The organism is Rhodococcus sp. NPDC047139, assembly GCF_040643435.1.
Taxonomy (GTDB): domain Bacteria; phylum Actinomycetota; class Actinomycetes; order Mycobacteriales; family Mycobacteriaceae; genus Rhodococcus.
The window spans coordinates 114047-136939 of record NZ_JBEYUH010000014.1 but is presented as its reverse complement, the minus strand read 5'-3'; the positions used below and the strand labels follow the sequence as shown (position 1 = coordinate 136939).

At 69.6% G+C, this 22893-nt stretch carries 24 protein-coding genes; 4 read left to right on the top strand and 20 right to left on the bottom strand.

Going from position 1 to position 22893, the window contains the following annotated elements:
• Positions 1–92 precede the first annotated feature (92 nt).
• Positions 93–389, bottom strand: coding sequence for a DUF2278 family protein (locus ABZ789_RS17750; RefSeq protein ID WP_358426213.1), 297 nt, complete (start codon positions 387–389; stop codon positions 93–95).
• A gap of 222 nt (positions 390–611) precedes the next feature.
• Here ABZ789_RS17750 and ABZ789_RS17745 point away from each other — a divergent pair, with 222 nt between their 5' ends.
• On the top strand, positions 612–1061 hold the full coding sequence (locus tag ABZ789_RS17745; protein ID WP_358426210.1) for a PaaI family thioesterase: 450 nt from the start codon (positions 612–614) through the stop codon (positions 1059–1061).
• Positions 1062–1127: 66 nt separating this feature from the next.
• Here the strand turns inward: ABZ789_RS17745 and ABZ789_RS17740 are convergent, their stop codons facing one another.
• From ABZ789_RS17740 to ABZ789_RS17700, 9 genes are all read right to left on the bottom strand, one after another.
• A complete protein-coding gene (locus ABZ789_RS17740; protein WP_358426207.1) occupies positions 1128–2549 on the bottom strand; it encodes an NAD(P)/FAD-dependent oxidoreductase in 1422 nt (473 codons plus the stop codon).
• 92 nt (positions 2550–2641) lie between these two features.
• Positions 2642–3694, bottom strand: a complete 1053-nt coding sequence (locus tag ABZ789_RS17735; protein WP_358426223.1) for a tyrosine-type recombinase/integrase — start codon at positions 3692–3694, stop codon at positions 2642–2644.
• Positions 3695–3789: 95 nt separating this feature from the next.
• Positions 3790–4986: a Fic family protein gene (locus ABZ789_RS17730; RefSeq protein WP_358426204.1), complete on the bottom strand. Its 1197-nt coding sequence runs from the start codon at positions 4984–4986 to the stop codon at positions 3790–3792.
• Between the two features lie 102 nt (positions 4987–5088).
• A complete protein-coding gene (locus tag ABZ789_RS17725; RefSeq protein WP_358426201.1) occupies positions 5089–5829 on the bottom strand; it encodes a VIT family protein in 741 nt (246 codons plus the stop codon).
• A 98-nt stretch (positions 5830–5927) separates the two neighbouring features.
• The gene (locus ABZ789_RS17720; protein ID WP_358426198.1) at positions 5928–6965 is read right to left on the bottom strand and encodes an NAD(P)H-binding protein; all 1038 of its coding nucleotides are present in this window, start codon (positions 6963–6965) and stop codon (positions 5928–5930) included.
• An 85-nt stretch (positions 6966–7050) separates the two neighbouring features.
• Complete coding sequence (gene soxR / locus ABZ789_RS17715; protein ID WP_358426196.1) at positions 7051–7542, bottom strand: redox-sensitive transcriptional activator SoxR; 492 nt, start codon at positions 7540–7542, stop codon at positions 7051–7053.
• Positions 7543–7637: 95 nt separating this feature from the next.
• A complete protein-coding gene (locus tag ABZ789_RS17710) occupies positions 7638–7856 on the bottom strand; it encodes a hypothetical protein (RefSeq protein ID WP_358426193.1) in 219 nt (72 codons plus the stop codon).
• 1302 nt (positions 7857–9158) lie between these two features.
• The gene (locus ABZ789_RS17705) at positions 9159–9524 is read right to left on the bottom strand and encodes an HNH endonuclease (protein WP_358426190.1); all 366 of its coding nucleotides are present in this window, start codon (positions 9522–9524) and stop codon (positions 9159–9161) included.
• 69 nt (positions 9525–9593) lie between these two features.
• A complete protein-coding gene (locus ABZ789_RS17700; RefSeq protein WP_358426187.1) occupies positions 9594–10664 on the bottom strand; it encodes a class I SAM-dependent methyltransferase in 1071 nt (356 codons plus the stop codon).
• A gap of 200 nt (positions 10665–10864) precedes the next feature.
• On the opposite strand from ABZ789_RS17700, the gene ABZ789_RS17695 reads away from it, so the two are divergent.
• Positions 10865–11251 carry a hypothetical protein gene (locus tag ABZ789_RS17695; protein ID WP_358426184.1) on the top strand — a complete coding sequence of 129 codons (387 nt, stop codon included), beginning with the start codon at positions 10865–10867 and terminating at the stop codon, positions 11249–11251.
• Entirely contained in the window at positions 11248–11817 is a 570-nt protein-coding gene (locus tag ABZ789_RS17690; protein ID WP_358426181.1) for a zeta toxin family protein, read from the top strand. The genes ABZ789_RS17695 and ABZ789_RS17690 overlap by 4 nt, the downstream gene beginning before the upstream one ends.
• Positions 11818–11848: 31 nt before the next feature.
• Here ABZ789_RS17690 and ABZ789_RS17685 read toward each other — a convergent pair whose 3' ends face one another.
• From ABZ789_RS17685 to ABZ789_RS17660, 6 genes are read right to left on the bottom strand one after another with little or no spacing between them, the layout of a single operon-like run.
• A complete protein-coding gene (locus tag ABZ789_RS17685) occupies positions 11849–13576 on the bottom strand; it encodes a CocE/NonD family hydrolase (protein ID WP_358426178.1) in 1728 nt (575 codons plus the stop codon).
• A 25-nt stretch (positions 13577–13601) separates the two neighbouring features.
• On the bottom strand, positions 13602–14552 hold the full coding sequence (locus ABZ789_RS17680; RefSeq protein ID WP_358426175.1) for an MBL fold metallo-hydrolase: 951 nt from the start codon (positions 14550–14552) through the stop codon (positions 13602–13604).
• 1 nt (position 14553) lies between these two features.
• Positions 14554–15477 (bottom strand): alpha/beta hydrolase, encoded by a 924-nt coding sequence (locus ABZ789_RS17675; protein ID WP_358426172.1) that lies wholly within the window; start codon positions 15475–15477, stop codon positions 14554–14556.
• 42 nt (positions 15478–15519) lie between these two features.
• The gene (locus ABZ789_RS17670) at positions 15520–16635 is read right to left on the bottom strand and encodes an FAD-dependent monooxygenase (protein ID WP_358426169.1); all 1116 of its coding nucleotides are present in this window, start codon (positions 16633–16635) and stop codon (positions 15520–15522) included.
• A gap of 44 nt (positions 16636–16679) precedes the next feature.
• Positions 16680–17636 carry a phosphotriesterase gene (locus tag ABZ789_RS17665; protein WP_358426166.1) on the bottom strand — a complete coding sequence of 319 codons (957 nt, stop codon included), beginning with the start codon at positions 17634–17636 and terminating at the stop codon, positions 16680–16682.
• A 33-nt stretch (positions 17637–17669) separates the two neighbouring features.
• On the bottom strand, positions 17670–18677 hold the full coding sequence (locus tag ABZ789_RS17660; protein WP_358426164.1) for a phosphotriesterase: 1008 nt from the start codon (positions 18675–18677) through the stop codon (positions 17670–17672).
• 149 nt (positions 18678–18826) lie between these two features.
• Here ABZ789_RS17660 and ABZ789_RS17655 point away from each other — a divergent pair, with 149 nt between their 5' ends.
• Positions 18827–19414 (top strand): helix-turn-helix domain-containing protein, encoded by a 588-nt coding sequence (locus tag ABZ789_RS17655; protein ID WP_358426161.1) that lies wholly within the window; start codon positions 18827–18829, stop codon positions 19412–19414.
• Here ABZ789_RS17655 and ABZ789_RS17650 read toward each other — a convergent pair.
• From ABZ789_RS17650 to ABZ789_RS17635, 4 genes are read right to left on the bottom strand one after another with little or no spacing between them, the layout of a single operon-like run.
• The gene (locus tag ABZ789_RS17650) at positions 19390–20352 is read right to left on the bottom strand and encodes a LysR family transcriptional regulator (protein ID WP_358426158.1); all 963 of its coding nucleotides are present in this window, start codon (positions 20350–20352) and stop codon (positions 19390–19392) included. The two genes, ABZ789_RS17655 and ABZ789_RS17650, sit on opposite strands and share 25 nt — an antisense overlap.
• Positions 20353–20362: 10 nt before the next feature.
• Complete coding sequence (locus ABZ789_RS17645; protein WP_358426155.1) at positions 20363–21523, bottom strand: FAD-dependent oxidoreductase; 1161 nt, start codon at positions 21521–21523, stop codon at positions 20363–20365.
• Positions 21520–21714 (bottom strand): ferredoxin, encoded by a 195-nt coding sequence (locus ABZ789_RS17640; RefSeq protein WP_358426152.1) that lies wholly within the window; start codon positions 21712–21714, stop codon positions 21520–21522. Before ABZ789_RS17640 ends, ABZ789_RS17645 begins: the two co-directional genes overlap by 4 nt.
• Complete coding sequence (locus ABZ789_RS17635) at positions 21711–22886, bottom strand: cytochrome P450 (RefSeq protein ID WP_358426150.1); 1176 nt, start codon at positions 22884–22886, stop codon at positions 21711–21713. Before ABZ789_RS17635 ends, ABZ789_RS17640 begins: the two co-directional genes overlap by 4 nt.
• Positions 22887–22893 lie beyond the last annotated feature (7 nt).

Genomic DNA, 22893 nt, shown 5'->3' with positions numbered 1-22893 from the left:
CTCGTTCCTTCAGCTCAACGCTGTACTTCCGTGGTGCTGCCATGCTCTCTATCCTTCACAGGTTCGAGAGCCTCCGACAGACCCGGGGCGATTCACGGTGGGCCGCTGACCGGGAGGTGGATCTGGTGGCCAGTCTGGTCGTCCGTGTGCCAGGTTTGCGACTGGAATTTCAGGAACACCCCCACCCACTGGTCCTGGTCGGGGAAGTGCAGCAGCGCACCGTCCTGGTATACCCCGTCGTCGGCGACAAATCGTCCGACGTTGGCTTGGTTCATGTGGATGTCGTGAACCCCGTTGCCAGGCAAGAATCCGAAGATCTTGTCCTTCTTCCCGTTTTCAGGTCCCCAGCGTTCGCCGAAGGCATAGATTGCTGCATCTTCGTCAGCCATTGCCCGTTGGCACGCGATTGAACACGGCGCAGTGGGTGTTGTGCAGGTTTGGGTCCGCGCGCGGTTGTCGTAGTGATCGAACCGGCGACCAGCAGACCCTCGGCCTTGATCTTGCGGGCACCGCCCGCGTCGCGGCGGGTGTAGATCGCCATGTCCTACCATCGTTCGACGGCCACCTGTCCCGGCGGCCGGTCGACCCACGCACGAACAAGGGAAGCCTGTATGAGCGACCAGACCACCTCCGCCCCGGCCCAGCACGACGTGCAGGCGATCAACACCGTCAACGACACCGGCTTCAACACCGCCCTCGGCCTCGAGTTCGTCGAACTCGGACCCGATCTCGCCCGCGCCCGCTGGACCGTTACCCCCACGCAGCACCAGCCCTACGGCATCGTGCACGGCGGGGTGTACTGCGCGGTGATCGAAACCGTCGCCAGCGTCGCCGGCGCCAACTGGCTGGGGGACAAGGGCAACGTCGTGGGGGTCAACAACAACACCGACTTCCTGCGCGCGACCCGCGAAGGGGTCCTCACCGCCACCGGCACCCCGATCCACCGCGGCCGCACCCAGCAACTGTGGCGGGTGGAGATCGTCGACGAACAGAACCGGCTCGTCGCGCAGGGACAGGTGCGCCTGGCCAACATCACCGACGCGGACCGCATCGGGCACTGACCCCGACCGGTCACCGCCTCGTCGGGGTGGCGCTCCGGCCGGGACCGGCCCGGCCGGAGGACAAGGTCAGCCGGCGGCCTGCGCCCCACCGCGGCCGCGCGCGGCCGACGTCTCCGCCGCCCGCTGTTCGGCCGCATCGGAGGCCCCGTTCGGCTCGTCCTCCCGCATGTGCTCGAGCGCGATCCGCGCGAACACCTGCTGCTCGGTCGCGGCCATCTCGTTGCGGCCGGCGGAGAAGAACGCCTGCGCCCACGACAGCAGCGTCGACAGTTTCGACGAGAACCCCACCAGATACAGCAGGTGGATGAACAACCACGCCACCCACCCCAGGAACCCGCTGATCTCGAGCTTGCCGACCTTCGCGACCGCGCTGAACCGCGAGATCGTCGCCATGCTGCCCTTGTCGAAATACTTGAACGGCTGCCGCTGCGACGGATCGGCCCCGTCCGTCGACGCGATGATCTGCTTGGCGGCGTATTTGCCGCCCTGCATCGCGACCTGCGCCAGCCCGGGCAACTTGTTCAGCGACATCATGTCGCCGATGACGAACACGTTCGGATGTCCCGGCAACGTCAGATCCGGCAACACCTCCACCCGACCGGCCCGGTCGACCTGCGCCCCGGACTGTTCGGCGAGCTGCTTACCGAGCGGGCTCGCCGACACCCCCGCCGACCACACCTTGCATTGGGATTCGATCCGCCGTTGTGAACCGTCCTGGTCCTTGACCACCAGACCGTCGGCGTCGACGTCGGTGACCATCGCCCCGAGCTGGATCTCCACCCCGAGACGCTCGAGGGTCGCGCGGGCCTTGCGGCTGAGCTTGCCGCCGTAGACCGGCAACACGTCGGAGGCGCCGTCGAGCAGGACCACCCGCGCCTCCGCCGGATCGATATTGCGGAAAGTGCCCTTGAGGGTGCGGCGCGACAACTCGGCGATCTGCCCCGCCAACTCGACCCCTGTCGGGCCGGCGCCGACCACCACGAACGTCAGCAGCCGCGCGCGTTCCTCCGGATCGTGCGACAGCTCGGCCTGCTCGAACGCCCCGAGGATCCGGCCCCGCAACTCCAAGGCGTCGTCGATCGTCTTCATACCCGGCGCGAACTCGGCGAAATGATCGTTGCCGAAATAGGACTGCCCCGCCCCGGCGGCGACGATGAGACTGTCGAAGGGGGTGGTGGTGTAGCGCTCGAGGAATCGGGAGGTCACGGTCCGGTTCTCCAGATCGATCTGCTCGACCTCACCGAGCAGCACCTGCGCGTTCTTCTGCTTGCGCAGGATCATCCGGGTCGCCGGGGCGATGTCGCCGACCGACAGGATGCCCGTCGCCACCTGGTACAGCAACGGCTGGAACAGATGATGGCTGGTCCGCGCCACGAGGGTGACGTCCACCTCGGCCCGAGCCAGCGCCTGGGTGGCGAACAGCCCACCGAAACCGGATCCGATCACGACCACTCGATGCCGGCGGGGTTCGGTCTGCTCGACGCTCATGACTGCTCCTTCACGTTGCCGGATGGATCGTTCTCCAGTCTTGCAGTTACCACGCCCGCCCACAGTCCAACCCACGAGCCGACCCTCGATCGCTACTCCTGCGGGTCACCGCCCGGCTCGCGACCGGACCCGAGCAAGCCGTACACCGGGTTGTGCCGGGCCGCGTGCCGCACCGCATCGTTCGTCGCCGAGGTGTACACCTGCACCGTCTGCAACGAGCGATGCCCGAGCAGTTGCTGCAACTCCACCATCGTCGCGCCGTTGTCGGCCAGGCTCGTCGCGAAGGTGTGCCGCAGCGCGTGGGCGAGCGCCCCGCGTTTGCGTTCCGATTCGATCCCGGCCCGCCGGTAGAGGCGCCGCACCCGGTACTGCAGGGTGCCGCGGGTGATGCGCGCCCCGTCCGCGCCGACGAACAGCGGATCGGCCGGATCGTGCCGCTCCCACACCGGCAGATCGTCACGCTCGCGGGCGCGGCGCCGCACCGCCGGGAAGCGGGCGTAGCGTTCCTCGAGATAGGCCGACACGATCGCCGTCCAGCTGTCCTCGAGCGGGATCTCCCGTTCGATCGCGCCCTTGCCGAGCACCCGCAGCACCGGCGCCTCCTCACCGCCGAGGATGCTGCCCACATCGAGCCGGATCAATTCGTCCGAACGGATGCCGGTGAGCAACAGGGTCGCGATGAGCGCCAGATCTCGTTGCGGCCAGTCCCGTGCCGACTCGGCGGGGCGCTGCGCCTCCACCGTCATCGTGTCGACGAGCTGGTTGATCGCGGTGGGGGAGAATGCCTTCGGCGTGTGCTGGGGCTTCTTCGGTTGCGCGATCGATGCCATCGGATTGCCCTCCGACACCCCCTCGGAGACGAGGAAATTGCAGAAGTTGTTCCACACCGACCAGGCGCGGCGCACCGACGCCGGCTGCCGCTCGGCGGCGAACACTGCGAACGCCGACCGCAGTGCCCGCACCGTGACATCACCCAGGACCAAGGCGTCCTCCGGCACCCCGCACCCGGCCGCGAGATGTGTGCGCACCGCGCACAGATCGAGCCGGTACGCCTTGACGGTGTGCGGTGACCGCTTCGCCGTCTGCAGGGTCTCGAGATACGACCCGATCCAGTCCGTCAGGCCCGGCTCGGCCGCGCTGCCCACCACGCTGCTCCTCCCGTCGACATCCCCGCACGCGAGTCGTACAGATGTGCGAGTCCAGTGTGACAGCAGGGACCGACGGGACAGCAGGGACCGGCTCAGCCGCGGCGGCGCTTGGCGCGCGCCGCGAACTCGTCGAGCACCCACACCACATCCTTGGCCTGCCAGATGCGGTTCCGGCGTCCCTCGGTGATCTGCGTGAGAATCCCGGCATCCACGAACCGGTCGATCGCGATCTGCGCGTTGGCGCCGGTCACCGACAGTGCGGCCGCGGCCGAGCGGTTGTCGATGACCGGCTGCCGCAGGAGCACGTCCATCAGCCGGTGCGCCGCCGAGTCCCGCCGCGCCGTCATCCGGCTGCGCCACTCGGCCCGCACCGCCTCCAGATCGGCGACGAGCATGCGGCCGTTGGCGACCGCGGCGAAGGACGCGTCGACGATCGACCGCACGATCGGTGCGACATCCCCGGCACGATAGGCGCCGAGCGCCGCGAAATAGTCCGCCGTGTTGTGCAGCAGACCCGCAGAGACCGGCACGGCGACGCTGCGGGTGAGCTGCCCCCCGCGCAGCATCGCCTGGATCAATGCGCGGCCCACGCGGCCGTTGCCGTCGGGAAAGGGATGGATGGTTTCGAACTGGGCGTGCGCGACCGCGATCTGCGCCACCACCGGCAGATCGTCCCGATTGGCGAACACCACCAGATCGTCGATCAGCTCGGGTACGCGCCCGTGATGCGGCGGCACGAACTCGGCGGTGTGCGGACCCAGGCTGCCGCCGCCGATCCACACCTGCTGCTCACGCCAGCGACCGGCGATGGCCGGGTCGTCGTGTTCGAGCAGCGCGCGGTGCATCCGCAGGATCGCGTGGGCGTCGATGGCGTCGGAGAGTTCCAGCGCCGCACGCATCGCCCGGACGTTGCCGACGATCAGGCGGGCGTTGCGGGAGGCATGTTCGCCGAGTTCGGCCAGGGCGATCTGCCGGGCTCCGCTGGAGAGATTCTCGATCTCCGAGCTCGAGGCGCTCTCGGTGCGCAGCAGGATGGAGGCGAACGGGGCGGTGATGTGGCCGACCTCGACGTCGAACCGGGTCAGTTCCGTCGCCGCGTCCTCGGTCAGGGCCTGCAGGTCGCCGGTGAGGGGGATCGGCCGGTGCGCGATGAACGGTGGCACCGCCGCCCGGTAGGGGCCGGTGGTGAGGCGCCGTTCTCGCCGGGACCCGTAGGCGTCGCTGCCGGCCCACGGATGCTGTTCGTAGCCGATCTCCGGCCACTGCGAGTGGTCGTCGAGCGATGCCATCCCCGGACCATACCATCGGTTAGCTCATTATCCGATGGTATGGATGGGATGGGGTCTCGGTTGCCGCTCGCCCGACGAGCCCGACAACAGCAGTGCGCGGCCCTAAACGGCCACGTCGAACAGCTGGCCCAGCGCATAGGTCACGACCATCGCGAGCGCGCCGCCGAGCACCACCCGCAGCACCGCCCGGCCGTGCCGCGACCCGCCGAGCCACGCACTGATCGAGCCGGTCGCCGCCAAGGCGCACAGCACCGCCACGAAGGTCACCGGAATCCGCAGCTTCTCGGACACCGAGACGATCATCAGCAGCGGCACCAACGCGCCGAGGGTGAACGACACCGCCGAGGACAACGCCGCCGCCCACGGATTCGCCAATTCGGACGGGTCGATCCCCAACTCCACTTCGGCATGGGCCGCCAGGGGATCACGGGCCGTCAACTCCTCGGCGGCAGCACGGGCCGTCTCCGCCGACAGCCCCTTGCTCGCGAGCAGCTCCGCCAGTTCGTCGAGTTCGGCGTCGGGCATCGCAGCCAGCTCGCGACGTTCCGTGCGCAGCGCCGCGCGTTCGGTATCACGCTGGGTACTCACCGACACGTACTCACCGAGAGCCATCGACACCGCGCCGGCAGCCAAGCCCGCAACACCGGCGGTCAGGATCGCCGACTCGTTCGTCGTCGCCGCGGCAACACCGACGACCAAACCCGCCGTCGACACGATGCCGTCGTTCGCGCCGAGCACCCCCGCGCGCAACCAGTTGAGCTTGCTCGCCAACCCGCCGCTGTGCGGTTCGGCGCCCTCGTGCAGCACGGAAGCATCCTCCGGTGACGGTTTCGGCAGCGACATTCCGTCAAGCTAACACCGGATCATCCAGGGCGACAGCACGGATACCCTTACCTGACCTGCGTTGTTGCCGCACCACGGTCATCGGATCCGTTCGCCGCTCAGCCGGGTGGGCGGCGGCGCCGCGGAGGGATACCCCGCGCGGAATACCGGCGTGCTTCCGCGGCGGCGACCGCCCAATCGGGGTCTCCGGGCAGTGGGCCCATCGGATCTCGCTCTTCCGGCGGAACGGCGGGGTCGACGGGCAGCACCGCGCGTTGCAGCGCCCGCTCGACGGTCGAAGGCCGGTAGGTCGCCGGGACCAGACTGCCGCGCCACCGCGCGTCCCGGGCGATCATGTCGTGGCGCAAACTCTCGATCAGCGCCGTCAGCGTCGCGGACGGTACGTCGCACACCCAGGAGCCGACCTTGCCCACCACGGTCGACGGGATGCGGGGGAGCGTGAGCTGCGCGCGCGGCATCCCGGTGATCCTGCCGTAGAGCCGCAGCAGGTCGGGATAACGGAGTGCTCTCCCGCAACCCACATCGAACGAACGGGTGGGCAGGTCGGAGAACACCGCCCCGAGCACCGCCGCGACCAGGTCGACGACCGCGATCGGTTCGACCTTCGTGTGCAGCCAGCCCGGTACCACCGTGACGGGCAGCCGCCCGCCGAGTTGACCGAGCACCTCGAAGCTCGTCGACCCGGAACCGAGAACGATCCCGGCGCGCAGCGTGGTCACCGGCCGACTCGACCGGCACAGTTCCTCCTCGACCTCCCACCGCGAGCGCAGATGATCGGACAGCTCGCCCGGATCACCGGCGGGGACGAACCCGGAGACATACACCATGCGGGTCGCCGAGGACGCATCCACCGCTCGCCGCACCTGTCGGGCGGCGGCCGGATCGACCTGCCGGAAATGCGCGGACCGCATGCCGTGCACGAGATAGACGACGACGTCGACCTCCTCGAGCGAGGGCGGGAGGGTGCGCGCGTCGGTGACATCCACTTCGGCGGTCTCGACACGCTCGTGCCACCAGAAGCGACGCAGAGAAGCCGGATCGCGGGCACCGGCTCGCACGGTACAGCCGGCGGCGAGGAACGCCGGGACGACTCGGCTGCCGACATATCCGGACGCACCGATCACGAGAACTCTCATCCGCCGTCCCGTCCGAGCGGCCGGGGTCACTCTCCGGTCTACGCGAGGTGGATTGCTGTCGTCTTCCTGCCTACCACGTCGATCGTCATCCGGAAACGGAGCCTGCGTGCGGCGCCGACGCGGCCGGCGGATCGTCGTGCACCGGCAGCCGCCGCGGTCCGGGGCCCTGCGCGCCGAGGACGTCACCGGGGTTCGCGAGCGGACACGAGGCCAGACTCAGGCAACCGCATCCGATGCAGTCGGTGAAGCTGTCGCGCAGGGCGGTGAGGTCCCCGATCCGGCGGGTGAGGCGGTCGTGCCAGGCGCGGGACAACCGCGCCCAGTCCGCGGTGGTCGGGACACGACTGTCCGGCAGCGAGTCGAATGCTTCCTTGATCTCGTCGAGCGAGACCCCGACACCTTGGGCGACCTTGATGAAGGCGACCTTACGCAGGGTGTCGCGGCGGTAGCGGCGCTGGTTACCGGAGGTGCGGCGACTGCTGATGAGCCCGCGCGCTTCGTAGTAGTGCAGCGCCGAGACGGCGACGCCGGAACGGTCTGCCAGCTGGCCGGGAGTCAGCCACACCGCTGGGTTCATCGGGCATCCTCCTCGTCGCGGGTCGTTCGTGATCGAGTTGTGCTGCACGGTACCGGCATCTCGCCGGCGAGCCGAGGCCCCGGCGGGGCCGGCTCTCAGACGGCCGGCGGACCGAATTCGGCGGCGACCTCCGGTGCATCCATTCGTAGCAGGTCGTAGGCGGTGTGCACCATGGACCGCACCGACTCCGGATAGGGCCGGTCGAAGCGTTCGCAGATCTTCGCGGTGGCCAGCGCTGCCTCGAGGCGCCACTTGTCGGAGCCGCTCACGAAGGTCCGGGCCTGGAACAGATAGCTCGATGCGGGGATCGTCACGACGACCACCGTAGGACCTGCACGCGGGTCGCCGGGGGAGCACCACACGGAAACTGGGAGCCGTCCCCGTCACCGTGACGAATCGTGGTGACGGGGACGGGTGGCGGCCGGAACGCGGGGAGGGGTTTCGACCGGAGGTGTGTCGCACCAGCGGGGCACCGCCCGGCGTGCCGGGCCGGTGGGGTGGTGGAGGCAGGGGTGGATCCGCCTCTGGGGCGAGTGCGGGCAGTGGGATGTCGCGAATCGGTGTCCCGCCACGGCGGGACATCGATTCGCGAAAGATGGTGCAGCAGAGGAGGATTGATGGATAACGGTGATTATCCATCAAATATGGAAAGAGGGTCGCGTCCGGGTGGGGCACAGCAGCACCCCGGGGGACGGGATCTGCGCGCGCTGCTGCCACCCACGCGCCGCCGGATGTGACCGTGTCGCGTCACCGGGCGCTCGTCGCGTGCGGCGCAGTGTTGCCGCATCGAGGTTGCCGCACCGAGCGCGACGAACCGCATGTCGCCGGGACATCCGCCCGCGGCAGGTACGCAGGGGGCCGGCCTCGGCGGCGCGATCCGGCCTGTCGGCGAGTCGGGCCGGGGCCGGGACGGAGCGCTTCGGGCCGGTTCATGCGCCGGAGTGACCCCGATGCGCCAGGCGCCCTTCTGGACCGACCCGGAGGAGATCGGAAATCACTCTAGTTAACATAATGTAGATTATCGGCAATATTGATATGAGGGGTGACCTGGGGTTCGGCGCCGATGATTCGATGCGTCCCGATTCGCGCGTCGGGCGACGTTCGTTGCATGCACTGCATCGCACTGCGATGTGTCGGCGTGACGCCTCGTGCTCGCTTCGCAATTCTCGGCACGCCGGCTCGTGTCGGACATCCCGGGATGCCGTGCCTGCCGTTCCCGGTCCGGGCTCCAGGTTCCGGACCCGAGTCGCCCCGGCTCGGCCGACTCGCGCCCGTCCACCGTCTCGGGCGCCCGACGCGGCCCTTCGGGATCGCGCCCTCGTCCCCCCGCCTGCCACCCGGCTACGTTGAAAACGTCACTGTGACGTTTTTGTGCGGGCCCGCGGGAGGAGATCCTGCGATCTGCGCGACAGCCCTGATGCCGGCGTTGCTGCGCACCCACGGCGTGCACTTCGCCGGCGCGGTGATCGGTGCTCGCCGCGCGTTGTGGCATCGGGTCCCCTACATACGTGCGGGCCGGCGACGGGGTGCGGACTCCCCTCCTCCACGCCCGGGCCGGCGCACCGTAAAACGTCACTGTGACGTATTGCTCTTGGTCGACGGGATGATCCACGGGTTCACGACGGTCGGCGCAGCCGTCGCAGCTGCGCGGACAGATAGTCCCGGGCGCGACGATGACCACCGACCCGGACGAGTTCGTCGGCGAGCTGCTCGAGCAGTCTGGTCAGTAGCTCCTCGTCGGGCGTCCAGCCGTCTCGCTGCCGGCACCGATCGAGCCATTCGACCGGTGCGATGTGCCCGCGGTCGGCGTTGCAGCGCCGGCACGCGGCGACCTCGTTGGCGGTGATGCTCGGACCGCCCTTCAGGCGCGGCACCAGGTGATCAGTGGTCGGCGTGACCAACCGTCCGAACTCACGTCCGCACCACAGGCACCGCCCGTTCTGGCGGTCGAGGGCGAGCGTGAGTCGGGTGAGGCGGTCCATCCTCCGATCGTGGCCCATCGCCACCGTGGCGGTCGCCGATGGGTCCGATCGGTGTCTCGCCGATAGGTGTCAGGGACGCGCTTCGAGGACGAGGTTGAAGGGGGTCTCGGTGGCGCGGCGGAAGGTGCCGAAGCCGGCCTCGGCGGCGACCTCCGCGAGCCGCCGCTCCCCCGCCTGGGCGCCGAGCCCGAGCGCGACGGGCTGGTCGAGCGACGACGGGGTGCACAGCACCGTCGAGGCCGCGTAGTACATCCGGCCGACCGGATCGAGATTCTCCACCAGGCTGTCGTGGGCGAACGGTTCGACGAGCATCACGCTGCCGTCGTCCGCCAGGGCCTCGCCGGCGTGCCGCAACGCCCCGACCGGGTCCCCCATGTCGTGCAGGCAGTCGAAATAACAGATCAGGTCGTAGCCGTCGCCCGGGAAGTTCGCCGCCGAGGCGACCTCGAACGAGACGTTGCCGACCCCTTCTTCCGCGGCCAGTGCCCGGGCCCGGTCGATGGATGCGTCGTGGTAGTCGAAACCGTGCACGGTGGACTGTGGGAAGGCCCGCGCGAGGATCGTGGTCGACACGCCGTGTCCGCATCCGATGTCGGCCACCCGGGCGCCGGCGGTGAGTTTGTCGACGACGCCGTCGAGGGCGGGCAGCCATGCGTCGACGAGGTTGGCGCGATAGCCGGGGCGGAAGAACTGCTCGGTGCCGATGAACAGTTCCGGATCGTGTTCGTGCCAGCCGAACCCTTCTCCGTTGCGGATGCGGTCGGTGATGCGCAGCCGGTCCTTGTAGACCGAACCGATCAGGTGGAGACCGCCGGCCAGGTAGACCGGGCTGTCCTCCCGGGCCAGGGCCATGGCGTGTTCCGGGGACAGCGTGAAGGTGTCGTCGTCCGGATCGTAACGCAGATATCCGCTCGCGACTTGCGCCGAGAGCCATTCGCGCAGATAGCGTTCGCGGATGCCGGTGCGGGTGGCGAGCTGTTCGCTGGTGGTGGGCCCCGATTCGTCGAGGGCTCGCCACAGGCCGAGATCGACGCCGATGAGCACCAGGGCGCCGTTCATGGCCGCGCCCATGTCGACGACGAGTTGTCCGAGGGTCTGTTCGAGCCGTTCCGGATCGATGTCCTGTGCGTCCGTGGTCATCACGCACCTCCTTGGGATGTGAGTACGTCGCTCACGGTAGGTCGCCGACGGTCGCGCGCGGCGACGGGACGGGTGCGATCGGGTGTCGATCCGGGGGGCGCGGGGGTGGCCGAGGTCACGAAGCGGTGATGCACGAGCGCAGGACCACGCTGTTGCGGCGCGCTACAATCGGTAGCAGTCTGCAACACCGGGAGGTCGCCGTGACGTCGTCCACCGACAAGGTCACTCGCTTCGACGCCGAACTCGTCGACAGTGCCATCGCCGAGGGGGGCCGCCAGAACCGCACCGGCCGCCAGCAACTCGAATACTGGGCGCGCATCGGCCGTGCGATGACCGCCCACGAGACCGCCTCCCTGCACCGGGTGCACGAGTCCTTGGCCGGTGTGCGGGAACTGAGCGATCTCACCGCCGCCGAAGGGCGATTGTTCAACGCGGAGATCGATGCGCGCCTGGCGGACGATCTGGCCCGCACCGACTATGCCGGGGTGCTCGCCGCGCGCGGGGTGACCACGGTGCTGCTCGACGATGAGGGTCGGCTGGTCGAACAGTCTCCGGACGGCAGTCGCCGCGTGCTCGACGCCGAATGAGGCGCCTGGATCTGATCGTCGGGCCGAACGGCTCCGGTAAGTCGACCTTCGTCGAGTTGTCCCTCGCTCCCCTGCTGCCGCGCAGTGTGTTCGTCAACGCGGATGTCATCGCGCGGCAGCGCTGGCCGGATCGGGCCGAGGAGATGTCGTACGAGGCGGCGCAATTGGCGGCGGCGGCGCGGGAACGCCTGCTGGCGCAGGGCCGGTCGTTCATCGCGGAGACGGTGTTCTCGCATCCGTCGAAGCTGGAGTTGCTCGATCGGGCGCATGCGGCGGGATATGTGGTGGTGCTGCACGTGATGCTCGTGCCCGAGACGATGTCGGTGCTGCGTGTGGCGCAGCGGGTGGCCTCGGGTGGGCATGCGGTGCCGGAGGACAAGATCCGGACGCGGTATCGGCGGTTGTGGCCGCTGGTGGTCGAGGCGGTCCGCCGTGCCGATGAGGCGACGGTGTACGACACGGCATCCGGGACTCCGGTGGTGGTGGCGCAGTTCGCGGCCGGGGTGCCGGTGGGGGCGGTGCGCTGGCCGCGGTGGGCGCCGGCGGCGCTCACCGGGCTCGGCTGAGTTGCGGGCCCGGTGAGCGGGAGCGGTCGGGTCAGCTCGTGGCGTGACGCGTGGTGAACGGCAGTACCAGCCGTGAGGGGTGCGCGGCGTCCCGGTAGATCTTGTGGGTGACGGGGCGGCCGACGGGCAGATGGAAGGCATCCGGCGGCAGCAGCGCGTTGTGCTCGTCGGCGAGCGGTTCGTTGTTGGACAGTTCCACGACGAGCTTGTGGCCCGGCATGAAGGTGTTCGCGAACGGATACAGCCGCAGCACGTACTCTTCGATCACTCCCGGCTGCACCGGTTCGGTGCGGGTGTGCGGGTGGTAGGGATTGCCCTCGGTGGTGCGTTCGTCGAGTTCGCGGTGGGAGGCCTTGAGGTAGCCGGTGGTGATCAGCTGCCGTGTGCCGTTGGGGGCGTAGTCCCACATGCGGAGGATGAAGTTGGTGTCGGGCTGGTCGATCTCGGCGAAGATGTGGGCGGCGCCGGTGCCGATCATCTCGGTGGGTTCGGCGAACACCGGGGTCTCCCACCGCAGGATCTCGACCTTGTCGGTGACCGTGAGCGGTGCCTGGTAGAAGCCGTCGGGGGCAGCGTACCGGGCGCCCATCGGTTCGGGGTCGGAGGACAGTTTGCCGCGCGGGCGCAGGTACAGCGGCCGGTAGTCGACGTCCTTCGGGGGCCACTGGTCGGCGGTGACGCGCTGGCGCGCGCCTTCGACGAAGACGGAAACGGCGGGTTCGTCCATGATGCCGTTGTCGATGCCCTTGATCCAGTAGTCGTACCAGCGGAACATCTTGTCGTGCTCTTCGATGAAGGGCCGCGACTGCATGGGCGGGTAGGGGCCGATGTCGAGTTTCTTCGGTCCCTGCAGGGCGTGGAACAGTTCGATGGTGCCGTCCATCGTCCAGCCGCGGCCCTGGTCGATCTGCAGGTAGACGGGGATGTCGATGTTGCGGGCGAGGTTGATGGGGTTGCGTTCCTCGTACCAGGGGCCGTCGAGTTCGTTGGTGATGATGTCGAACCAGGCTTCGTGGTTCTTCGGGTAGTTGAGCACGTGCACGAGGTTCGGCCAGGCGGCGACGTCGGGGTCGGCGAGGCGCTGGGCGACGCGCTCGGCGATCTCGTCGGAGGTGTAGGTCTCGAGCATGCGGGATTTGACGCGGTCGGTGAACGCCCAGCCGGAGTCGCCGCCGCGGCCCTCACGGGCGGCGCGGGGCATGAACCACATGATGCCGCCGTGGTAGGTGGTTTCGTAGAAGTCGTAGTGGCCGCCGGAGACGAAGATGGCTTTGAGGTGCGGGGGTCGTTCGGCGGCGGCGAGGACCTGCATGGATCCGAAATAGGAGATGCCGATCATGCCGACGTTGCCGTCGCACCAGGGTTGCGCGGCGACCCATTCGATGAAGTCGTAGGCGTCCTGGCCGAGGGAGACCCCGCCGGCGTTGTAGTTGCCGATGTGCTCGCCGCCGGAGTCGCCGGAGCCGCGGATGTCGCCGATGACGTGGACGTAGTCCTCGGCGACGACGCGGGCGATGTCGCCGGCCTCGATGCAGCCGTCCCACATGGGGCTGGGGCGGCGCTGCGGCGGGGTGGTCAGGGCGAGGGCCTGGAGTTCCTTGCCGTAGGGGCTCAGCGCGACGAGCGCGGGGCGGGGCTTGTCGTCGACGTCGTGGTAGGCGTCGGCGGCCAAATCGACGCCGTCGCGCATGGGGACCCGCAGGTGTTTGCGGATGTGGATGGTCTGTCCGCCTGCGTCGAACGTTTCGAACTCGGCCATGAGAACCTGCGACTCCTCTTCGTGATCAGTGCTGGTGCGAGAACTGGGTGCGGTAGCCGTGCAGTGTGGTGAAGAACGGGGATGGTTCGAGGGTGGGATCGCCGGTGTAGCCGAGGTCGTCGGCGACCGGGGCGTACGGCGAGTACACCGAGTCGGTGTCGAGCAGTCCGTGGCACAGGCAGCGGTGGGCGGCGCCGCGCACTCCTTGTTCGATGTCGCTGCTCTCGCGCAGGGCTTCGGCGGCCTGGTCGCGGTCGAGTTCGACGCCGTAGGCGGTGCCGTCGGCGCGGCGGTAGGGATGCCCGAGATAGAGCTTCTCGGGTCGGATCTGCTCCCGCAGGTAGGCGAGGCTGTCGCGGTAGGCGTCGGGGTCGGTGTAGCCGGGGAAGCCGTTGGCGGCGCCGTGCACCTGCACGGCGTCGCCGACGAACGCCGCGTTCTGTCCTTCGAGGACGTAGGCGACCGAGCCCGGGGTGTGGCCGGGGATCGAGTGCACGGAGATCTCGGCGCCGCCGCCGAGGGAGATCGTCTCTCCCCCACGCACGAGCATCGTCGGTTCCAGTTCCCCGGAGATGACGGCTTCGGCGGCGGCGGTGATCTTCGCGGCCCCGTCGGGGTCGTTCAGGTATCGGCCGCGGCCGGTGAGGTAGTCGTCGACGTGGGCCTGGCGGGAGCGCAGCAGCGGGGCGTCGGCGTCGTGGATGACGACTCGGGCGCGGCGGCCGGTGGCCTCCCACAGGGCGTGGGCGCCGCCGATGTGGTCGATGTGGCCGTGGGTGAGCAGGATCCAGCGCACGTCTTCGAGGCGGCGGCCGAGCTTGTCGAGGGCGGGGGCCATGCCCTCGGCCGGGGAGGTGGCGATGCCGGTGTCGACGATCGCGGGCTGTTCGGCGTCGATGAAGAAGGTGTAGAGCCCGAACCGGCCCCACGGCGAGACGATGGGGTGGATCGGCACGTCGGTGTGGCGGCCGGTCATGTCACTTTCCTTGCAGGAAGTCGGCGGTGTCGTCGAAGACCTGCGCGAATTCGGGGATCCACGAGAAGTTCTGCACGAAGCCGTGGTTGGCGCCGTCATAGCGGATCAGGGTGACGGGCACCCCGGCCTCCTGCAGTCGGCGGGCATAGAGTTCGCCTTCGTCGCGCATCGGGTCGAATTCGGCGGTGACGATCAGCGCCGGGGGCAGTCCGGTGAGATCGGCGCGTTTGATCGGCGACACGCGCGGGTCGGCGGGATCGGCGCCGCTGTCGAGGTAGAAGGCGTTGAACGGTTTCAGTGCGGCGGTTTCGAGGCCGTAGCCGACGGCGTTCTCCCGCATCGAGGGGTAGCGATCGTTGTCGAAGTCCAGGTCGAGGGACGGATAGTAGAGCACCTGGTGGGTGATGCGGTCGAAGCCGTCGTCGTGGGCCAGGGCGGTGACGGCGGCGACGAAGGTGCCGCCGGAGCTGTCGCCTGCCACGGCGAGGGTGGTGCCGTCCCAGCGCAGTTCGTCGCCGTGGTCGGTGGCCCAGCGCACCGCGGCGTAGCAGTCGTCGAGGCCGGCGGGGAACTGCGCTTCGGGGGCGCGGCGGTAGCCGACAGACACCACGGTGCAGCCGGTGGCCTTCGCGAGGTGCCGGGCGACGTGGTCGTGGGTGTCGAGGCTGCCGAGGAAGAACGCCCCGCCGTGGAAGTAGACGAGCAGGCCACAGGTGCCGGCGTCGGTCGGGGTGTAGACCCGCACCGGCACCTCCCCGACCGGCGTCACGGCGATCGTGTCGCGGACGTCGTGCAGGGGCAGTCGCTCCTCGAGCGGCGGGACCTGAGCTTCTTCCCCGGCGCGCATCGCGGCCGGATCGAGCGGTCCGGGCGGCGGGGCGGGCAGGTCGGCGAGGAGCCGGGCGATCTCGGGGTGCAACGGCATGGCCGGTCGTCTCCTAGGGGGCTGAACGGGGGTGGGCGTGAGCTACTGGGTGGGCTGCTGGGAGGCGGGCTTCTGGCCCGGGAAGACGTCCTGGACTTCGTCCTCGGTCCAGCCCTGGCGGGAGATGCGCTGCAGTTCGTCGGTGACCGGCTTGCGTTGCGCCTGGTAGCGGGTCAGCGCCTCGGCGACGGTGTCGGCATCGCGCAGGCAGTCGGCGAGCACCCCGGCGTCGAGGATCGCCGAGTTCGCGCCCTGGCCCTGGTGGTGGAGCATGGAGTGGGCGGCGTCGCCGACGAGCACGACCGAGTCGGAATGCCAGCGTTCGACGGGGTCGATGTCGTAGACACCGCGGATGTTGACCTGGTCGAGGTCGAGGCCGGCGGTGATGTCGACGATGCGCTGGTCGAAGCCCTCGACGGTGGCGAGCATGTCCTCCTTGCTCACCTGCGGTGCCCAGTCGGGGTCCGGGCACAGGGCGGTGATGTCGAAGGACACCTGATTGCGGTGGCGCAGCGGCAGCAGATACACCTTGGTGCCCTTGCCGATGTACATGCGCAGGTTGTCGTCGGTGACCATGCCGTGCGCGTCGGCGATGTCGATGACCGCGCGGTAGGCGCGTTCACCGGAGAACACCGGGTCGGCGTCGGAGAACAGTTGTCGACGGACGACGGACTTGATGCCGTCGGCGCCGATGACCAGGTCGGCGTCGACGGTGGTGCCGTTGGTGAAGGTCAGGGACGCCCTGTCACCGTGGTCGTCGACGGTGACGAGTTTGTATCCGCACTTGACCATGCCTGTGGGCAGGACGCTGATGAGGGTGTCGATGAAGTCGCCGCGGTGGATGAGATGGGTGTGCTTCTGGTCGCCGTGGACCGGCCAGGCGTCCTTCATGATCGGGTCGCCGGTGGCGGTGAGGATCTCGAAGTAGTCGCTCGGCGAGCTGACCTTGGCGATGTCGTCGAAGATGCCCCACTCGCGGAACCGCTCCATGCTCGACGGGCGCAGACCGATACCGGCCCCGACCTCACGGATCTCGGTGGCCTGTTCGTACACGGTGACGTTGGCGCCGAGCACGCTCAGGGCCTTGGCGGCGGCGGCACCGGCGTAGCCGGCGCCGACGATGGCGATGGTGAGGTTCTTCAGGTCCGAGGTCTGCATGTGCTGTCTCTTTCGGAAGGCGCGGGGGCGCCGGGAGGTTCGGGTCAGGGCTGCGCGATGGTGAGGAAATCGGCGGGGTTCTCGACGAAGAGCTTGGTGATGGTGGCCTTGTCGAGTCCGGCCTTGCGCAGGTCCGGGATGAGGTCTTCGAACAGGTAGTTCACCGTGTGTCCCTTGACGCCGGGCCAGCCGAGTGGGCTGCAGTTGGCGTCGACGCCGGCGAGCGCCTGATCGAGGTGGCCGGCATCGAGGAAGCGGAGGAAGTGGGCGAGGCGTTCGGCGCGGGGGCGGGCCCAGAACGGCGGGTCCTCGAGTTCGGTTTCGTAGCCGAAGGTATCGAAGCCGACGCGGCCGCCCTGCTGCGCGATCCAGGTGTCGCGGGTCTTCTCGGCGTTGACGCCGTCGTCGGCGTGCCCGAACAGCACGCGGTTCAGGGGCAGGCCTTCTTCGTTGAAGATGGCGATGGCGTTCTCGGCGTCGATCGCGAGGTGGGTGAGGATGGGCACGCCGGTGTCGAGGGCGGCGCGGGCGGCGGCGCGGTAGATGCGCTTGTCGAGGTCGGTCATCTTCCCGCCTCGGGAGACCCCGACCTTGATGACGCCGGCGCGGCTGCCGGTGTCGCCGATGCCGACGGTGATCTCGTGCACGAACTGGCGGGTGAGGTAGTCGACCGAGGCGCGTTCGAAGAACGGCAGGGCGGTGTCGCCGCCGACGAAGCCGGTGCAGGCGATGATGTGGACGCCGGTCTTGGCCGAAAGCGACTTGTAGTAGTCGATGTCGCGGCCGTTGCAGATGCCGGTGACGTCGACGAAGGTGCCGCCGCCGTATTCGTGGAATGTGCGCAGCTTCGGGACGGTCTCCTCGTAGCGGACCTCGGGGCTCTTCCACCAGCGGGTGTCCAGTTCGGAGCCGGGCATGCCGTATCCGATGTGTTCGTGGATGGCGACGATGCCCAGTTCCTCGGGGGCGATCGGACCCAGGACGGTGTTCACTCTCGACACAACATTCCCCTTCGGGACGAAGACGTTCGGTGGTTACTGGTCGGTGCTCGAGCGAGTCGAGGTGACCGTGAGCAGCTCGCGCGGGTTGGCGGTGAGGATGCGGTCGAGCTCGTCGTCGCCGAGGCCGGCGGCGCGCAGCCGCGGCGCGAAGTCGGTGAGCACGTAGCCGAAGGGCAGCTCGCGGGCGGGATGCCCCGCGGCGACGCCGGTGGCGTTGCACGAGAGCAGCAGGCGGTGGCCGAGTCCGGCGGCGACGAGCTCGGTGACCAGGGTGACGCGCTCGGCGTCGGAGATGTGGGTCTCGTCCTCGCTGCCGAGGTGGTCGAGGGCGATGTAGGCGCCGCGGCGGGCGATCTCGGCGGGTGCGCCGGCGGCGACGGCGTCGCGGCGGTCCAGTCCCCCGACGACGATGCGGTCGGCGGGCAGGTGTTCGTCGAGGGCGATGTCGAGGTCGGCGAGGGGGTCCTTGCCGTACCGCAGGGACACCGCGACACCGGTGGCGCGGCCGGCGCGGGCGGCGCCGCGGAACAGGCTCTCCTCGGTGGCGGTCATGCCGGCCGGGTCGGCGGCGGTGGTGACCAGGCCGGCGGCGGCGCGGCGTTCGACGCGCGGCACGACCATGCCTTCGGTGACCTCCTTGGTGAACAGGTCGGCGAACTTCTCGGCGGGCCAGGGGGTGGGCGGGTTGGTCTGCGGGGTCAGGAAGTAGCCGCCGAGCAGGTTCTCCGGGCCGAGGCCGGTAGAGGCGACGATGTGTACCCCGGAGGCGCGGGAGAGGTTTTCGTACATGGGGAGGTCGCGGCCGTGGAACATCCCGGTGGCGTCGACGAGGGTGCCGCCGCCGGCGGCGCGGAAGTCGCGGAGTTTGCCGAGCAGCGTGGTGAAGATCTCGGCGCGGTCGAGGTCGAGGTCGTAGGCGTGCTGGGCGCCGGGCAGCACGGACAGCAGGGCCTCGTGGACGGCGACGACGCCGAGGTCGGCGGCGGCGACCGGACCGAGGACGGTGTGGACGGTGGCGGTCGCGGTCTCGGGGCCGGTCATCGCGCTTCCTTTCATCGGCGTCGCAGGGGGATGCGACGTGGTGGGAGTCACAATAAAGATTAGGATTACACACTGTCAAGTGAATTTACGTCCCGATGACTTACTGTACTCGCCGGTAACCTCGGGCGTCGAGGCTAGGATGGCTTTCCATGTCCCTTCGTGCCGCCCAGAAGCAGATGACCTACGAGTTGTTCCTCGCCAAGGCCCTCGAACTGTTCGGCACCAAGGGCTACGCGGCGACCACCATCGACGACATCGCGACCGCCGCCGGGTCCACCCGCACCACCTTCTACCTGCACTTCTCGTCCAAGGCCGACGTGATGAGCGCCTTGCTGACGAAGGTCGACACGATCCTCACCGCCGCCGACGACCCGAGCCTGACCGCGGTCGTCGCCTCGGGCTCACGCCCGCTGATCCGGCAGTGGCTCGATCGCAAGTTCTCCCAGTGGGACGAGATCAAGCCCTATATGACGGCGTCCTATCAGGCCGCGCACGACCCCGATGTGGTCGCAAAGACCGAACGGTGGTTCGAAAGCGCCGTCACCGACATGACCGAAGGCCTCGACCGGGCCGGCCGGCTGGCCCCCGACCGTCGCCGCATCCGCTGTGTGCTGGCCTTCGGCCAGCTCGAACACATGTCGCGGCGCTACTTCTCCGTCGGCTGGCGCACCCCGCGGGCGATCTGCCTCGACGAACTCACCGACTCGTGGTGCTATCTGCTCGACGTGCCCGACTGATTCGCCGCGAGCGCCTCGGTGGCTGCGATCGCCTCGACGAGGATGCTGCGCAACCAGGCGATGAACTCGCTGTCGGCCAGCCGCGGATTCCACACCACATCCACCCCCAGCGGGGCCACCGGCAACGGGAACTCCTCGATCCGCAAGGGCATCTGCCGGCCCATCTGCCGCGCCACCCGGTAGGTGTGCACCGCAACGCCGCCGGCGCGGCCGACCAGATGCGGCACGAGCAGGAAATCGGAGACCAGCCGACCGATCCGGTACCGCACCCCGGCGGCGTCGAGCGCGGCATAGGGAGCCACCCGCTGCCGGGCGTCATAGGTGACGTGCGGGATCGACGCGAGCAGCTCGAGCGCGGAGGCATCCGGGTCGGTGTCGGGGTGGGCGATCACCACCCACCGGTTCTCGTACAGCCGTTCCCGCGGATAGGGCGCGGCGAACGCCTGCGACAGCAGCACCGCGTCGACCCCCTCGTCGGTGAAATCGGACGGGTGCGGCTCGATGAACGTGCGGATGCGCACGGTCGCGTGCGGGGCCCGCGCCGCGAGCAGGCGCGTCAGCTCGGGCCCGACCACGAAGGCAGTGCTGTTGGTCATCGCCAGGGTGATCGTACGGGCGTCCCGGGCCGGGTCGAAGCCGGGGAAGTCGACCACCCGGGCGGTGTGCCGCAGCACCTCCCGCAGGGGCACGATCAGCTCGAGGGCCCGCGGGGTGAGCACCAGACCGCTCCCCTGCCGGACCACCAGCTCGTCCCCGAACAGGCGGCGCATCCGGCCGAGCGCGTGACTCATCGCCGGCTGGGTCATCCCCACGCGGGCGGCGGCGCGGGTGACCGAGCGTTCCTCGAGCAGCGCCAGCAGCGGCACCAGCAGGTTGAGGTTGACCGAGGCGAGTCGCGGGAGGTCGGGGTCGGCCGGGTGGTCCGGCGGGGGGTTCACCCACACAAAGTTACCCGGCCGTTCGCGCCGGTCCCGGGGGTTGTCCGGTGGTCGCGGCGCGCCGCAGCTTCGGGATGGGGATGCGGTGATTGATCGCCACCGCCACCCCCGCGCCGTCCGGGTGCCGCCAGTGCAGCAGCGCCGGGCCGAGGGGGTCGTCGCCGACGAGGAACTCCGGTTCCCCCTCGACCGGCAGGTGCCCGACCGCCTTGAGGTGCAACCCGAACTGCTCGGTCCAGAAGTACGGGTCGGTGTCGTATTCCGGGGCGTCGTCGCCGCGCAGCAGCGCGGTCGCCGCGACACTGGCCTGCTCGATGGCGCTGTTCCACAACGGACTGCGCCGCACCGTCCCCCGGATCGGCAGGTGCACGACGTCTCCGGCGGCGACGATGCCCGGGGCGACGCGGCCGCGGGCATCGGCGACCAGGCGCCCGTCGGTGAGCAGCCCGCAGTCGCGCAGCCATTCGACGTTGGGCAGGTCACCGATCGCGGCGACGACGAGGTCGGCGGTGATGCGGCTGCCGTCGTCGAGGGTCACCGTGCCGGAGTCGTGGCCGGTGGCGGTGCCGGAGACGATCTTCACCCCGGCCGCGGTGGCGGCGGTGGTGAACAGCTCGGACAGATACGGCCCGAACTGGGGGCGCATCGGTGCGACGTCGGCGACGACGGTGACCTCGCAGCCGGCCTGCACGGCCGCGGAGGCGATCTCCATGCCGAGCGGACCGGCGCCGACGACCGCCACCGAGGGACGGTCGGCGAGCCGCTCACGCAGGGCCAGTGCGTCGTCGAGGGTGCGCAGGACGAGGGCGCCGTCCCCCAGCGGTCGCGGTCGCGTTCCGGAGGCGATGACGAGGCCGTCGTAGGGCAGTTCGGTGCCGTCCTCGAGCCGGACCACCCGCGCGGTGACGTCGAGGTCCACCGCGGCGACGCCGAGCAGTTCGGTGGCGCCGTGCGTGGGGGCGGGCAACTCGTGCGAGCCGCCGGCGGTGAGCAGTGCCTTCGACAGCGCCGGCCGTGAGTAGGCCGGGTGGGGTTCGTCGCCGACGATGGTCAGGTGCCCGGTGAAGCCGGCGGTGCGCAGGCTGTCGCAGGCGGTCTGCCCGGCGATGCCGTTGCCGACCACGACGATGCGCTCGATCTCGGGGGCGGGGCCGGCGGTTGCGGTGGTCATGTCAACTTCAGGGCGGCGACGGGGCACACCCGCACGGCGGCGCCGGCTGCGGCGGCCTGCGGACTGTCCTCGGGCACCTCGGTGACGTCGAGGATCAGTTCACCGTCGTCGTCGAGGTGCATCAGTTCGGGTGCGGCCTCCTCGCACAGGCCGTGGCCTTCGCAACGGGGGCGGTCGAGGGTGATCTTCATGCGGGGACGACCTCCGTGATGTCGAGCCGGTCGATGGAGCGGGTGGTGTTGGCGGGCACGCGGACCGGTTCCGCGGCGACCAGGCGGCGGGTGTGGGTGGCCAGCGCGGTGATCACCGCGTGCGCTTCGAGGCGGGCGAGGCCCTGGCCGGCGCAGCCGTGCGGGCCGTAGCCGAAGGACAGGTGGTCGACCGGGTTGCGGTCGATGCGGAAGGTGTCCGGATCGTCGTAGTGCCGCGGATCGCGGTTGCCGGCCCCGAACAGGATCGCCACCTGCGCTCCGGCGGGCACGGCGAAGCCGTCGATCTCGACGTCGCGGGTCACGGCCCGGCCCCAGGCGTGCAGCGGTGCCCAGTAGCGCAGCACCTCGGCGAAGGCCGCCGGCACCAGGGTGGGGTCGCTGCGGAGCAGGTCGAACTGCTCGGGGAACGCCGAGAACAGGGCGATGAGGTTGCCGATCGAGGCGATGGTGGTGTCCACCCCGGCGCCGAGATACTGGTGGATGATGTGGCCGGCGCTGCCGGCGGGGATGGCGCCGCGGGCTTCGGCGTCGAAGATGCCGCGGCCGACCGAGCCGGGGGTCAGATCCTCGGCGGTGACCTGCGAGCACCATGCATACAGTTCCCCGGCGATGGGGAAGTTCTCGGCGGTGCGCGGGTTCATCGGGCCGAGTACTTCCATGGCGGCCTGTCCCCAGCGGAGCATGTTGGCCCGGACCTCACCGGTGAAGCCGATGAGGTCGGCGACGATCTCGAGCGGGAAGGCGCGGGCGAGGGCGTCGATGGCCTCGAATGACCCTTGGGCGACGAGGTCGGCGACCAGCGCGTCGGCCTTGGACTCGATGGTGCTCTTGAGTCCGCGCAGCGCCCGCGGGGACAGGTTCTCGGTGAGGGCGGCGCGCAGTTCGGTGTGGACGGGTGGGTCCGATGCCAGCGAGGTGCCCTGCAGGACGTCGTTGGCGGCGGGGTTGAAGCCGACGGTGCGGGAGGAGAAGGTCGCCGGGTCGCCGAGGGCGTCCCGGATGACGTCGTAGCGGGTCAGGGCGTAGACGTCGTGGGCGGGCAGGTACACCACGGGGGCGAGTTCGCGCAGTGCGGTGAACGTCGGGTAGGGGTCGACGAGTATGTCGTCGGCGAACAGGTCGAGGTCGGCAGTGGGCGGGCTGCTGGTCATGCCTTCA

Coding starts and splice junctions, on each gene's coding strand:
- ABZ789_RS17675 (WP_358426172.1), bottom strand. CDS start 15,477: ATGCCGTTGCACCCCGAGATCGCCCGGCTCCTCGCCGACCTGCCCGCC.
- ABZ789_RS17700 (WP_358426187.1), bottom strand. CDS start 10,664: ATGACCACGGACGCACAGGACATCGATCCGGAACGGCTCGAACAGACC.
- ABZ789_RS17740 (WP_358426207.1), bottom strand. CDS start 2,549: ATGAGCGTCGAGCAGACCGAACCCCGCCGGCATCGAGTGGTCGTGATC.
- ABZ789_RS17635 (WP_358426150.1), bottom strand. CDS start 22,886: ATGACCAGCAGCCCGCCCACTGCCGACCTCGACCTGTTCGCCGACGAC.
- ABZ789_RS17730 (WP_358426204.1), bottom strand. CDS start 4,986: ATGGCATCGCTCGACGACCACTCGCAGTGGCCGGAGATCGGCTACGAA.
- ABZ789_RS17660 (WP_358426164.1), bottom strand. CDS start 18,677: ATGACCGGCCCCGAGACCGCGACCGCCACCGTCCACACCGTCCTCGGT.
- ABZ789_RS17690 (WP_358426181.1), top strand. CDS start 11,248: ATGAGGCGCCTGGATCTGATCGTCGGGCCGAACGGCTCCGGTAAGTCG.
- soxR (WP_358426196.1), bottom strand. CDS start 7,542: ATGAACCCAGCGGTGTGGCTGACTCCCGGCCAGCTGGCAGACCGTTCC.
- ABZ789_RS17705 (WP_358426190.1), bottom strand. CDS start 9,524: ATGGACCGCCTCACCCGACTCACGCTCGCCCTCGACCGCCAGAACGGG.
- ABZ789_RS17670 (WP_358426169.1), bottom strand. CDS start 16,635: ATGCAGACCTCGGACCTGAAGAACCTCACCATCGCCATCGTCGGCGCC.
- ABZ789_RS17720 (WP_358426198.1), bottom strand. CDS start 6,965: ATGAGAGTTCTCGTGATCGGTGCGTCCGGATATGTCGGCAGCCGAGTC.
- ABZ789_RS17640 (WP_358426152.1), bottom strand. CDS start 21,714: ATGAAGATCACCCTCGACCGCCCCCGTTGCGAAGGCCACGGCCTGTGC.
- ABZ789_RS17725 (WP_358426201.1), bottom strand. CDS start 5,829: ATGTCGCTGCCGAAACCGTCACCGGAGGATGCTTCCGTGCTGCACGAG.
- ABZ789_RS17685 (WP_358426178.1), bottom strand. CDS start 13,576: ATGGCCGAGTTCGAAACGTTCGACGCAGGCGGACAGACCATCCACATC.
- ABZ789_RS17645 (WP_358426155.1), bottom strand. CDS start 21,523: ATGACCACCGCAACCGCCGGCCCCGCCCCCGAGATCGAGCGCATCGTC.
- ABZ789_RS17745 (WP_358426210.1), top strand. CDS start 612: ATGAGCGACCAGACCACCTCCGCCCCGGCCCAGCACGACGTGCAGGCG.
- ABZ789_RS17750 (WP_358426213.1), bottom strand. CDS start 389: ATGGCTGACGAAGATGCAGCAATCTATGCCTTCGGCGAACGCTGGGGA.
- ABZ789_RS17680 (WP_358426175.1), bottom strand. CDS start 14,552: ATGACCGGCCGCCACACCGACGTGCCGATCCACCCCATCGTCTCGCCG.
- ABZ789_RS17655 (WP_358426161.1), top strand. CDS start 18,827: ATGTCCCTTCGTGCCGCCCAGAAGCAGATGACCTACGAGTTGTTCCTC.